At 45.9% G+C, this 12,378-nt stretch carries 11 protein-coding genes and 1 tRNA gene; 6 read left to right on the plus strand and 6 right to left on the minus strand.

Annotation, left to right across the window (positions count from 1 at the left end; translation table 11 throughout):
* Positions 1-239: 239 nt before the first annotated feature.
* From AB0L18_RS23055 to AB0L18_RS23070, 4 genes are all read left to right on the plus strand, one after another.
* Positions 240-1,781 (plus strand): cryptochrome/photolyase family protein, encoded by a 1,542-nt coding sequence (locus AB0L18_RS23055; protein ID WP_367389682.1) that lies wholly within the window; start codon positions 240-242, stop codon positions 1,779-1,781.
* A gap of 81 nt (positions 1,782-1,862) precedes the next feature.
* Positions 1,863-2,258, plus strand: coding sequence for a cytochrome c maturation protein CcmE (locus tag AB0L18_RS23060; protein ID WP_367389683.1), 396 nt, complete (start codon positions 1,863-1,865; stop codon positions 2,256-2,258).
* 85 nt (positions 2,259-2,343) lie between these two features.
* The gene (ccsA, locus tag AB0L18_RS23065; RefSeq protein ID WP_367389684.1) at positions 2,344-5,214 is read left to right on the plus strand and encodes a cytochrome c biogenesis protein CcsA; all 2,871 of its coding nucleotides are present in this window, start codon (positions 2,344-2,346) and stop codon (positions 5,212-5,214) included.
* 15 nt (positions 5,215-5,229) lie between these two features.
* A complete protein-coding gene (locus tag AB0L18_RS23070) occupies positions 5,230-6,021 on the plus strand; it encodes a Rossmann-like and DUF2520 domain-containing protein (RefSeq protein WP_367389685.1) in 792 nt (263 codons plus the stop codon).
* Between the two features lie 83 nt (positions 6,022-6,104).
* On the opposite strand, the gene AB0L18_RS23075 is transcribed toward AB0L18_RS23070, so the two are convergent.
* The gene (locus AB0L18_RS23075) at positions 6,105-6,863 is read right to left on the minus strand and encodes a hypothetical protein (protein WP_367389686.1); all 759 of its coding nucleotides are present in this window, start codon (positions 6,861-6,863) and stop codon (positions 6,105-6,107) included.
* Positions 6,864-6,989: 126 nt separating this feature from the next.
* On the opposite strand from AB0L18_RS23075, the gene AB0L18_RS23080 reads away from it, so the two are divergent.
* Positions 6,990-7,063: transfer RNA gene (locus tag AB0L18_RS23080), tRNA-His, on the plus strand.
* A gap of 42 nt (positions 7,064-7,105) precedes the next feature.
* On the opposite strand, the gene lptE is transcribed toward AB0L18_RS23080, so the two are convergent.
* The 3 genes from lptE to AB0L18_RS23095 form a co-directional block, all read right to left on the minus strand.
* Positions 7,106-7,615 (minus strand): LPS assembly lipoprotein LptE, encoded by a 510-nt coding sequence (gene lptE, locus AB0L18_RS23085; RefSeq protein ID WP_367389687.1) that lies wholly within the window; start codon positions 7,613-7,615, stop codon positions 7,106-7,108.
* Between the two features lie 312 nt (positions 7,616-7,927).
* Positions 7,928-8,353 (minus strand): hypothetical protein, encoded by a 426-nt coding sequence (locus AB0L18_RS23090; protein ID WP_367389688.1) that lies wholly within the window; start codon positions 8,351-8,353, stop codon positions 7,928-7,930.
* A 6-nt stretch (positions 8,354-8,359) separates the two neighbouring features.
* Positions 8,360-9,118 (minus strand): hypothetical protein, encoded by a 759-nt coding sequence (locus AB0L18_RS23095; protein WP_367389689.1) that lies wholly within the window; start codon positions 9,116-9,118, stop codon positions 8,360-8,362.
* Positions 9,119-9,309: 191 nt separating this feature from the next.
* Between AB0L18_RS23095 and AB0L18_RS23100 the strand changes: the two genes are divergently transcribed.
* Positions 9,310-10,794: a magnesium chelatase gene (locus AB0L18_RS23100; protein WP_367389690.1), complete on the plus strand. Its 1,485-nt coding sequence runs from the start codon at positions 9,310-9,312 to the stop codon at positions 10,792-10,794.
* A 24-nt stretch (positions 10,795-10,818) separates the two neighbouring features.
* Here AB0L18_RS23100 and ctlX read toward each other — a convergent pair whose 3' ends face one another.
* A complete protein-coding gene (gene ctlX / locus AB0L18_RS23105) occupies positions 10,819-11,745 on the minus strand; it encodes a citrulline utilization hydrolase CtlX (protein WP_367389691.1) in 927 nt (308 codons plus the stop codon).
* Between the two features lie 108 nt (positions 11,746-11,853).
* Positions 11,854-12,360, minus strand: coding sequence for a GNAT family N-acetyltransferase (locus AB0L18_RS23110; protein ID WP_367389692.1), 507 nt, complete (start codon positions 12,358-12,360; stop codon positions 11,854-11,856).
* Between the last annotated feature and the right edge of the window lie 18 nt (positions 12,361-12,378).

Consider the following 12,378-nt stretch of genomic DNA (forward strand, 5'->3'; position numbering starts at 1 on the left):
TGCTAACATACTGGTGCTTTTGGCTGTCGTGATTGAACAGGTTTTAGGCGCCTGACCACACTTCCTACGGGGGAATTTTTCATGCGGTATTTAGGTTACCTCTTTTGCTAAAGGTCTCAACTTCCTTCCGTTCCTACTAGCATTATTTCGTCAAAAAGCTGGACAAAATTGACAATCCCGCCCTTTTTCTAAAAACCTGATGACCGAAATACTGTTACACTGAAGCAAATAAGAATTGTATGCCCTCTACTTTACGCCTTGTCCTTGGTGATCAACTCAATACCCAACATTCCTGGTTTAAACACCTAAATAAGGAGGTGACCTATCTGCTGTGTGAATGTCGATCCGAGACCGACTATGCCCACCATCATATTCAAAAAATTACTGCCTTCTTTCTGGCGATGCGGGCTTTTGCCCAATGGCTGAATGAACAGGGACACCGGGTTCAATACCTCCAACTTGATGATCCCGCAAATGAAGGATCAATCACTGCCAATGTAAAAAAGGTAATTACCGATGGTGACTACACTACCTTTGAGTACCAAGCTCCTGATGAATACCGCTTGAAAGAGGCACTAAAAAACTATTGTAACACATTAGAAATCAACTACCTATGCTTTGATTCAGAACACTTCCTGGTCGATCGTTCTTTTGTGGCAGAGCTCTTCAAAAATAAGAAGACCTACCTCATGGAAACATTTTACCGAAAGGTAAGAACCCAATATCAACTTTTAATGGAGGCCGATGGAGTGACTCCACTCACCGGGCAATGGAATTACGATAAAAGTAATCGCAACCGACTTCCCGATAAAGTTGCCTTGCCCGAAGTCCCCTCCTTCAAGCGAGATGCCAGTGAAATCGAGCAGCTATTACAAAAAGAAAAAGTAAAAACCATTGGCAGCATGGATGCCACTGCTTTTGACTGGCCGCTGACCAGGGAAGAGGGTCTGCACTTGCTCGATCACTTTTGCCAGCACCGACTCGCCCAATTTGGCACCTATCAGGATGCCATGACTGATCGGCATTATCTGCTCTTTCATTCAAAGCTTTCTTTTGTACTAAACACTAAAATCCTCTCTCCAATAGAAGTCTGCAAAACGGCCATCAACCATTGGCAAGAACATCAGGAGGAAATTGACATTGCCCAAATTGAAGGATTTCTGCGGCAAATCATTGGTTGGCGAGAATTTATGAGAGGCATCTACTGGGCACAGATGCCCGCCTACGCTGAGAAAAATTATTTCCAGCACGAGGGTAAACTCCCGCAATGGTATTGGACGGGAAAAACGAAAATGAAATGCCTGAGTCACGCTATTTCCCAGTCGCTTGAATACGCTTACGCTCACCATATCCAAAGGCTGATGGTCACAGGTAATTTTGCCCTTTTACTGGGTGTGCACCCCGATGAGGTAGACGCTTGGTACCTGGGTATTTACATCGACGCCATAGAATGGGTAGAGATTACCAACACCCGAGGGATGAGCCAGTATGCTGACGGGGGGCTGCTCGCAACCAAACCTTACGTAGCCAGTGCCAATTACATGAACAAGATGAGTGATTATTGCAAGAACTGTGCTTATAACCACAAGGAAAAAACCGGGGAGGGTGCCTGCCCTTTTAATAGTTTATACTGGGATTTTATGGATCGCCATCGTTCCAAATTAGAGAACAATCCCCGCATTGGCATGGCCTACCGCACCTGGGATCGGTACGAAAGTGAGCAAAAAGAAGAGATCCTGAAAAAGGCAGATTGGATAAAGAAAAATATAGAAACCTTGTAGTCTTCCGTTTTTTGACAACAAGCTTACCCAACATCTGATTGCTTACTGTACCTTTGCAGCGTAAAGTAAAACCCCTCTACGATGAAAAAGGTATATATCATTGCCGGGATCATGATTGCCGTTGCGGTTTCCTTGTTTGTAATGGCTCAGGATGACCTTGGTACTTACGCAACGATTTCACAAGCCACTGAGACTGGTAGCCGGGTGAAAATTGCAGGCCAGTTGGCCAAAGACATGGAGATGATCTACGATCCTGTAGAAGATCCCAATCTCTTCACATTTTACATTCGTGATGAGGAGGGTGCTACCCAAAAAGTAGTGCTTTTGCAACCAAAGCCTCAGGATTTCGAACTTTCAGAACAAGTGGTACTGACCGGACGGATGCAAGAAGGAGCTTTTGTAGCTACTGATGTACTGATGAAGTGCCCTTCAAAGTACAAAGACGAAGAAATCTACTTGAAAGATCAGCAAGGTTAAGAAACAAGCTTAGGAACAGCACGAAAATAAAATTTATTTTCTGCGCAATACTTACATAGCGCTCACCAGTTAGTTGCCGGAAATTATGATGATTGAAGAAATCCAATATATAGGCGAACATTTGTGGCCTGGCCGTATCGGTCAGGCTGCCGTATTTATCGCCTTTACTACTGCTATTCTTAGTAGTGTTGCGTACTTTTTTGCTACCCAGAAACGGGAGGATGTTGAACTGGCCCATAGCTGGCGAAAAATTGGTCGCATCGGCTACGGGGTCCATGGTTTGGCGGTGTTTACCATTATTGGTACGCTGTTTTACATCATGATCAACAACTATTACGAATACCAGTATGTGCAAGCCCACGTCAATGATGATCTGGCATTTCGCTACATTTTTTCCGCGTTTTGGGAAGGGCAAGAAGGTAGCTTTTTGCTGTGGATGTTCTGGCATGTCATCCTTGGTGGCCTCTTGATCCTTTCTGCTAAAAAATGGGAGTCTCCGGTGATGGCGGTTGTCGCCTCCGTTCAGATCATTATTGGCTCCATGCTGTTGGGTATCTACATTGGTTTTGGGGAAGAAGCCTTTCGGTTAGGCAGTAACCCGGCCTTGTTATTGAGAGACGTGATGGAAGCACCCATCTTTGCCAATGCTGAATATGTAAGTCTGTTGGATGGAACTGGCCTCAACCCCTTGCTACAAAACTGGTGGATGACCATCCACCCTCCTACCCTTTTCCTTGGTTTTGCTTCTACCGTTGTCCCTTTTGCTTTTGCGATGGCTGGTTTGTGGGTACGCGATCATCGGGGCTGGCTGGCACCAGCATTACCTTGGGCCTTATTTAGTGGTGCCATCCTGGGTACGGGTATCCTGATGGGAGGCGCCTGGGCTTACGAGGCACTAAGCTTTGGCGGTTATTGGGCCTGGGATCCTGTCGAAAATATGTCATTGGTTCCCTGGATCGTACTTGTTGCCGGTATCCACACCAACTTGATTGCGCGCACAACCGATCAGAGTATCCGCGCGACTTACATTTTTTACGCGCTGAGTTTCATTATGATCGTTTATTCGACCTTCCTCACGCGTAGTGGGGTGCTGGGAGAAACTTCCGTCCATGCCTTTACAGAAATGGGACTGGAATGGCAGTTGGTCACTTTCATTGTGGTGTATTTCCTAATGGCCGGTTATTTGTTCTTTTCCCGGATCAAAGGTATTCCCTCGCCGGAAAAAGAAGAAACCACCAACAGCAAAGAATTTTGGATGTTCATTGGCAGCTTAGTGCTCTTGTTTTCAGCTGTTCTCATTACGGTGTCTACTTCCCTTCCGGTTTACAATAAAATTCGTGAGTTTTTTGACCCCGGCTTTGTAGGACGTGTCATTACCGACCCCATTCCACACTTCAATAAATACCAACTTTGGATCGGTATTTTTGTGGGGCTGCTCACTGGTTTTAGTCAATTTTTACGCTTTCGCGAAAGAAATTTTTCTAACTACCGGAATAAATTCCTGATTCACACTGGCATAGGTATTGCAATTTCCGTGGTGCTGACTTACCTCACTACGTTGACCATTAACCTGAGTGCCTGGCAGTATCAACTGCTGATGTTTAGTGGCTGGTTTGGCGTGGTCACCAATTTGGATCATATCATTTCTTTCCTTCGCGGCAACCTCAAAGCTGGTGGTTCGGCTATCTCGCATATTGGCTTTGGTCTGATGCTCGTGGGCGTATTGTTTAGTGGCCTTAACCAGAAAGTCATCTCTCGGAATCCTTTCCTCATGGAAGGGCTTACCGCCAATGAAGAAGCCAAGCGCAATACCGTTCTGCTCATCAAAGATTCACCAATGATTATGGACGAATACGAGGTGACGCTTACGGGTGACAGTATTGATTACCTCACCCGTACTTATTTCATTGACTACAAACGGCGCGACAAAACAGGTAAGGTGGTAGAGCAATTCCAGCTATCACCAAACATTCTCTACGATAAGGAATTCACAAAGGTAGCAGCTTCCAACCCCAGCACTAAAAAGTATTGGAACCGGGATGTCTTTACCCACATCGCCGCCCTTCCGCCGGAGGAAATGGACATTACCGAAAAGAAAGCCAAAGAAGATAGCCTTGATTATAAAATCCAGGTCATGGGCATAGGCGAAACGCTGACCTTTTTGGATACCGTTCCGGTGAAAGACAGAGACACTTTTCTGGTGAGAACCTGCACCCTGGAAATGCTCGACATCCAACGCAGTGCTGAACACAAGGATTACATTGCAGAAGATGGCGACCTTGCAGTAAGTGCGCGGATAAAAGTCACCAGTTCTGAAAAGGACACCAGCTTTATTGCTGAGCCGGTATTGGTACTACGTGGACAAGTCCTGTACAGTTTCCCTGACCAGATCAATCCTCTCAATACCCGGATCAAACTCAACGAAGAGGTTTTTGATCTTGTCTACACACCAGAAACAGAACTCGATTACCAGGAGTACATTCTTTCCCGAGGAGATGAAGTGATGGTCGGTGATCTGAAAGTTCAATTCAGTGGTTTTAACAAAGAAGTAAGCCTTCCTACCTATCAAGCACGCGAGGGAGATATTGCGGTTGCGGCCATGCTCACCGCAACGAACCCGGAAGGGCAGAAAGACAGTGCTCAACCGGTTTTCTTGATTCGAAAAAGTAAACCGCTTAATTTGAAAGATGAAGCAGCAGCGCTAGGGCTTCATGCTCGATTTGTTTCCATCAATCCTGAAAAAGAGCAAGCTACGATCTATATGGCCTACCAGGCACCACGGCCACCAAGGGCTTCGTTTTCTATCGCAACTCGGGCATTCCGTACCGATTGGGTAGCACTCCAGGCCATTGAGTTTCCAGGTATCAACTATTTCTGGATAGGTGCATCCCTCATGATGTTTGGGCTCACAATTAGTATGTATCATCGTATTCAAACCAATAAAGCCGCCGCTTAAATCCAAATTTAAAATTTGCCAGACCAGCCACATATTGTATTAATCGGGGCAGGAAATGTAGCCTGGCACCTGGGACAACAGCTTCAAGCTGAGGGGGGGGATGTAGTCTGCGTTTACAGCAGAAGTGCGGGTAGTGCTACTGCGCTGGCAAAGCTGCTAGATTGTCCGGCCAGCACTGAACTTTCAGAGATTCCGGCTACTGCGGATTGGTACTTATTGCTGGTTCCAGATAGTAAAATTGGGGGCGTTGCAGAAAAATTGCAAGCGCATATCTCCCCCAACGCGCTGGTGATGCACAGCTCAGGAGCTACCCCTGCAAATGTATTGGCACCGTATTTTATGCATCATGGGGTTTTCTATCCTTTGCAAACTTTTTCTAAAGAGCGAGTTCTGGATTTCAACGAAGTTCCCCTGTGCCTCTACACTGCGCAGGAAGGGGATTATCAAAGGGTTGAATCTGTCGCTAAAAGGTTGGTAAAAAATGTCTATCGCGTGGGCGATGAACAGCGTGCCCAATTGCACCTGGCCGCGGTATTTGTCAACAATTTCACCAACTACTTACAGTACATTGGACAAGCCATCAGCCAGGAAAATCAGTTACCTGGAGCTTTATTGCAACCACTGCTCAAAGAAACCATCGCCAAATTGGATGATTTGACGCCAGCTGAAGCTCAGACCGGCCCTGCCATCAGGAATGATATTCCTACCATGGAACGCCATCTAGCGCTGCTCAAAGATCATCCACAATGGACCCTTTTGTATAAGCAGCTGAGTATGGGGATAGCGGAGGATTTGGGAAAGAAATAACCTTTCTTATTGAATTGCTAACAGAGTTATTCTGCTGGGACATATTTTGCTGCAAGGGTAAAATAGCCCCCAGCAGAATAACTCTAATACGTCATCAGATGGAAAATCATGGTTTCGTCTCGCCCCATGAACTGGTGAAAGGTAACCGTAGCAGAATCTGGCTGCCAGTATATATGCCCATTGCCGAGGCCGGAAACGAATTCCAGACCATTGAGATTACAGTTAAAATCCATGTCTGGACTAGCCGCAAATTCAGGTAAAGCCCTTTGTAAAACTTTTTGCGCAGGCATGGGATCCGCCGTAGCAAAAAGCTTGCTCACCAGATCAGGCCCTTTCAAACCCAGAAAAAGTACGTAGCTGGTATCTGTTCCCTGGTGCATATAGTAACCCGCTAGATCAGCAGGATGCAAAGGTCGCAGTAATTTAAAGCGATCATTATCATAAGTAGCCAGTGGTGTATACAATGGCTTATCGTGATCTCCTTCTTCTCCCGTTCCACCAATGAAAAGGCGTAATTCGTCATTCTCAATAACCGCATAGATGTATTCCTCGTAACCCGCCCAAAAACCACCTACCGCCGTAAGCGCGTCAGTTGGAATACCTTTCGCAGCAAAATCAGCGGGCAAAATGGTATCACAAACACTTACTTCTGCCAGCTTCACCTTGTTTTCTTCCAACAAAGCGTAGACTGCATAGCGGGGCAGGTCTTCATCATCACTTAGTGACTCACAATTCAATTGCACCAGTGACCAAGCTTTTTTCGCTGCTTCCAGATCAGTTTCTTCCGGGCCACAACCCATTAAAAAACAGCAGACTAGCAAGAGTAGAGAAGTATTTTGCATATTTTTTTACTGAAATTGCTGAAAAAAATTGACAGTTTTGGGAACAAAAATTATCTTTGCAGCGCTTTGAAAGTAAGGGTTTCCAAAACGATGGAAATTTCACTCAAAGATAAGCAAATTAACATGGTGGGTATAGCTCAGTTGGTTAGAGCGCTGGATTGTGGTTCCAGAGGTCGCCGGTTCAAATCCGGTTATTCACCCTTCCTTAAAGCCGATTCCTTTTGGAGTCGGCTTTTTTTGTTTTACCAATTGGTGAACGCTGCGTTGAAGATATCTTCCGTGAGCTGCGCGAGAATGTCTTCGATGGCCTGGGTCTGCACACTGGCCAATTCTGTGGTGGAAGGAAAATCGAAGAAAAAGGAAAAATTCTTCTTGAAACCTTCGTTTTCGTCTTTGTTGTTAATGTATTCTACGGAAGTGACAATCGTAAGCCGGTTGATGGCACTGGATTCTCCGGGCTGGGGTGCTTCCGCAGAAACACGAAAATCTACAATAGCACCTTGAAACTCTACGTCGGGTGTCGTTTCATTAAGAATCAGCCTGCTTTCTCGTCTGATCTTTTCTTTGAGTGCTTCCGACGTTTCTATCGCCAAGGTAGGTGGCGCGTTCAGTGCATTGTTTTTGAATTGGCCTACATAATAGGTAGACACATCTGCAGGTATACTGATCCCACGAAAAGAATAACCATTGTTGCCGCATTGCCAGCAATGCAAGCTCAGAAAAACCAGTAAAAGGAAAAGGTACTTTTTCATAGTAAAATAACGCAGATCAGGTTCATTAAGTGATTTGACGGAAATAACTTATTCCATTTTTTCTAACGATTCGCGAATATTTTCACGCAAGCTCCTTTTAGTTGCTTGCTTAGAAAATTTTAGCGAATCAAAAATGGAATAAGCTATTTTTGATCCGTCACTAAAGTCTAAACCAGACTTTCGGCAGTTTCCGAAAGTAACCAAGAGATGCCCGGCGATTACATCGCCACCTGAAGCAGAAGGTAGAGGGATACTTACTTTTCTAAGATCCCTCTACGCTCTACGCTCAAAGGCGCGAAGCAGCCTAGCCTGCTACTGGATCAATGGCTCGCCGATAAATACTTTTACCTCTGGAGATATCTTCACCCTGATCTTGACTATCAGTGGCTCCTGGAGGTCAGCGTAGATACGACGATGAAGACTGTAAGTGGTCTTGATGGTTGACAAAACAGTCCTTAAAGCCGTACTGTTACCTTCCTTTGCCAGGAGTTCTTCCAGGCGATCAGCGGAAAAATCAGCGTGTGCGCCTTTCAAATCTACCTCTAGCGAAGGACTCAGTGCGATGCCAAGGGCAAAACTCTCCACTTTAAGGCCATAGATTTCCAGTTGCGGAAAAACCTGCAACCAATCTTCAATGATGGCATAGGTTTTTTCTTTGGCTCCAGCCCCCAGATTAGATGCTTGCTCCTTAATGGTGCCACTGGCATCCTGTAAGGTCTTGACTATTTTATCAATCATAATTGCTTAGTTCTTTTTGAACTTGATGCTTCCGCCCGTATCCGGTTGGTCCTCAAGAATATCGAGGAAGTTGTAGGAAACGATAACGTCATTGCCATCAACCTCTGCATTTTCAATGGTGGTCTTCTTTACTTTTCCTGGCAAGTGATAAGTTGTCGTGAAAGAAGCATCTGCCATCATCATCTTCATCATACCCAAGGTTTCTTCATCCATTTCACCAAGCATTCCTGCTGCATCGCCAGCATCTACTACGCGATTGAGGGTGCGCCCGGAAAGTTCCCAGGTAGAGTTGCTGTTGGCCATAGCACCGCCGCCCATCAGGCCGCTCATTCCGCCTTGCTCGCCGCCTTCTTCGTTCAATTTGGCAAAGGTTTTCTGGAAGTCATTCAATTCACTCATAGATTTGAAGGGGAAGGTGATCACAAATTTGCCTACCTTTTCCGACTCACTCATCTTCATGCGCATTTCCGTACGATCAAGAATTGAACGATCCTTGTCCGTTAAGGTAGCCGGCAAGCCACCTTCTTGCATGTCTACAAAAGAGATGAGGGAATCAATTTCGAGGACATCGCGCCCTGTTTCTTCTTTCATCCCTTGTTTCATCATTTCGCCCATAAATGGGTCGTTGAGCATCCCGCTCATGTCGATGGTTATTTGGTACTTACCGGTGCCGTCATTATTCAAATAAACGTCTTCCAGCATTTCAAAACAACCGGATGTGGCCACGGCCAAAACAAGGCAAACCACATAAGAAAAATACTTCATTTGCTTTTTTTTGGCAAGGTAAGGAAAAGCAAGCGCAAAGGGAATCAAGGAAAGACGAAATGCAAAATTTTGGCGACACACGTAAGCGCTCACCTATCTGAAAAGTTAATTTCACAATAGCCCCCCTTTCACAAAACCAAAAGCCCACTGGTTCGTTTCTATACCTGTACAGATAAACCTGACGATTAGCTATGAATTTACCCCAAACCTTAGGCGAACTAAAAGCCACTGGTTATCAGCCCCGTTCCATCAAAGAAGAGATGCGGGAAAATTTGATAAAAAAACTACAGTCAAAAGAGCCCATCTTCCCTGGCGTCATTGGTTTTGATGACACCGTTATTCCAGATGTAGAGCGGGCTATTTTGTCGCGTCATAACATCCTTTTACTGGGCTTGCGTGGGCAGGCTAAAACAAGGATTGCTCGTTTGCTCGTTCACTTACTAGACGAATACATGCCCATCGTAGGTGGTAGCGAACTCAATGATGACCCATTGCAACCGCTTACCCGTTACGCGCTGGATTTGATCGCTGAAAAAGGAGATGACACCCCCATTGAATGGGTACATCGCAACGAACGTTACGTAGAAAAACTTGCTACCCCTGATGTAAGCGTTGCCGACTTGATCGGGGATGTAGACCCGATAAAAGCTGCTACGCTGAAACTCCCCTATTCAGACCAGCGGGTGATTCACTTTGGTCTGGTACCACGTGCGCACCGTTCTTTGTTTGTACTCAACGAGCTGCCTGACTTACAGGCACGTATTCAGGTGTCGCTTTTCAATATTTTGCAGGAAGGGGATATCCAGATTCGTGGATTCAAGCTGCGTCTGCCTTTGGACATCCAGTTTGTCTTCACTGCCAATCCAGAGGATTATACCAGTCGTGGTAGCATCATCACCCCCCTTAAGGACCGGATTGAAAGCCAAATCCTCACGCACTACCCCAAGACCATTGAAATCTCACGGCAGATTACCAGCCTGGAAGCAGATTTAGCGGAAAGCCAAAAAACGGCCATCAAAGTACCTGATTTGCTACAGATCATGCTAGAGCAAATTGCGTTCAACGCCCGCGAGAGTGAATACATTGACAGCAAGAGTGGAGTCTCCGCGCGATTGACCATTGCCGGGTACGAAAATCTGGTAAGCACTGCCGAACGAAGAATGCTTATTAACAATGAAAAGGCCACCCAGGCGCGAATTACCGACTTCTGGGGCGTAGTCCCTGCCATCACCGGAAAGGTAGAACTGGTTTATGAGGGCGAACAGGAAGGTGCTTACAATGTCGCCATGCTGTTACTCGGAGAAGCCGTACAAATCGCTTTCCTAGACCATTTCCCTAATCCAGAGGAAGTTAACCGAGGCGAAGACAAAGACCCCTACGGCACCATACGCACCTGGTTTGGAGCAGGCAATACCCTGGATCTGATCAACGACGCCAGTGATAAAGATTACCGTCAGGCGCTGGACAAAGTTGCTGGTTTGAAAAAGCTGGTCACCTCCACCGTCAACAATCTTGATGAGGCAGAAACCTACCTCTTCATGGAGTTGGTTGTGCACGGCCTGGTAGAGTTTGATGTACTCAACAAGGATACGCTTGAAAACAGTCTTGTCTTCCGCGATTTGCTAGCCAACATGCTGGATGACAATGACATGTTTGACGGATTCAATGACAATTAAGGAGAGTTGTGCCTTTCACCAAGTCTATCCTTTCCTAAATATTTCTGCCATCATACAGCGGGCACTGCCACCGCCATAAGACTCAATGGTATCCAAGGAGCTGTGGAGCAGTTGCGTGTGTAGTTCCAATTGCTGCCTCTGCTCTTTGGTCAGTGATTGATATGCCTGAGAAGACATCACGAGATAGGTTTGTTCTTGCGCTCCCTTTACCTGTAGCATATTTCCAGCAAAAGCATTCATTTGCTCACGGCTGATAGAGACGATGTCTTTGCCGGTTTGAGTCAGTTTATCTGTTACCTCACGACGCTGAACGGCATCTGTGATGGTATCCAGGCAGATGACGCAAAAATTTGTTCCGAGTGCCATCATCACATTGGTATGGTAGATCGGCAGTCCATTCATGTCATAGCTTTCAAAGAGTACTTTTTCGTAGCCCATCCAAAGCACAAATTCATCCAATAAACCCTCATCCGTACGGATACTGCGGCAGGCGTAGACAATTTTATTATCACGATCAAGAATCATACTCCCCGTTCCTTCCAGGAAACGTTCTGATAGCTCTCTTTTTTCCAGACGAATATGTTTATCAAAACCAAAATCTTTGGTCAGTTGTGCCACCACGTCCTCCCGGCGTTCCAGTCTCCGCATGGGAGCATACATAGGGTAGGTAATCAACGATCCATCCTCGTGGGTAGAAAACCAATTATTGGGAAAAACAGCATCATGTTTTAGGGGCACCTCGCTATCCTCCACCACAATCACGTTGACGCCTACACTGCGAAGTTTGGCCACAAAAGCATCAAACTCAGCTTGCGCACGAGCATTTATTTCTTTCCCCGAAAGGGAATTGTCATTGGTTTGAAAGGCATTATTGCCTGCCGTTTCGACATTATAGCCAAAATTTGCAGGACGAACCATAAGAATGGTATCGGTAATTTGTGTGGTGTGCATGGTTAATTATTTGGTGCGACAAAGAAAGGGAGATTTTTGGTAATGGGATTAAAAAAGGTGTAAAGGTTGGGTAAGTGTAAGGGTGTAAAGGTTGGTATTTTCCCGGCGTCATCTGCGGTGAATTTGGTAAAGGACACCTGGGTTGCCTTCAAAATCAAAGGTTTCGACAAATTGCATCCCTATTTTTTCCAGCACACGGATAGAGGCTTTATTTGCGGTTTGCGCTCGCCCGATGATGTTAGGTAACTCTAGGGTGGTAAAAGCATAATGAAGACAAGCCCTCGCCGCTTCGGTGGCATAACCACAGCCCCAAAATTTTCTTACCAGACGAAATCCAAGATCCACATCGCCCGTATCGGGATGGTATTTGAGGCCACAGAACCCCAGGTATTCGGAAGAATTGCGGTCCAGTACCGTCCACCGGCCGTAGCCATGGATTTGGTAATGCTCGTAGCTGGTGAGGAAGTCTTCAGCAGCAGCTATACTTGCGAAAGGTACGTCGCCTGTATACTGCAAAACGAGTGGGTCGTTGTTCATCCGAAAGAAACCCTCAGCATCTTCCTTTTGGAACTCTCTGAGCAAGAGACGATCTGTCAGTATTTTAAATTCAGACATTATCACTAGATTGTGGGC

The sequence above is a fragment of the Lewinella sp. LCG006 genome (assembly GCF_040784935.1).
GTDB lineage: Bacteria > Bacteroidota > Bacteroidia > Chitinophagales > Saprospiraceae > Lewinella.

Coding starts and splice junctions, on each gene's coding strand:
- lptE (WP_367389687.1), bottom strand. CDS start 7,615: ATGAAAAAGTACCTTTTCCTTTTACTGGTTTTTCTGAGCTTGCATTGC.
- AB0L18_RS23095 (WP_367389689.1), bottom strand. CDS start 9,118: ATGAAGTATTTTTCTTATGTGGTTTGCCTTGTTTTGGCCGTGGCCACA.
- ctlX (WP_367389691.1), bottom strand. CDS start 11,745: ATGCACACCACACAAATTACCGATACCATTCTTATGGTTCGTCCTGCA.
- AB0L18_RS23055 (WP_367389682.1), top strand. CDS start 240: ATGCCCTCTACTTTACGCCTTGTCCTTGGTGATCAACTCAATACCCAA.
- AB0L18_RS23110 (WP_367389692.1), bottom strand. CDS start 12,360: ATGTCTGAATTTAAAATACTGACAGATCGTCTCTTGCTCAGAGAGTTC.
- AB0L18_RS23090 (WP_367389688.1), bottom strand. CDS start 8,353: ATGATTGATAAAATAGTCAAGACCTTACAGGATGCCAGTGGCACCATT.
- AB0L18_RS23060 (WP_367389683.1), top strand. CDS start 1,863: ATGAAAAAGGTATATATCATTGCCGGGATCATGATTGCCGTTGCGGTT.
- ccsA (WP_367389684.1), top strand. CDS start 2,344: ATGATGATTGAAGAAATCCAATATATAGGCGAACATTTGTGGCCTGGC.
- AB0L18_RS23100 (WP_367389690.1), top strand. CDS start 9,310: ATGAATTTACCCCAAACCTTAGGCGAACTAAAAGCCACTGGTTATCAG.
- AB0L18_RS23075 (WP_367389686.1), bottom strand. CDS start 6,863: ATGCAAAATACTTCTCTACTCTTGCTAGTCTGCTGTTTTTTAATGGGT.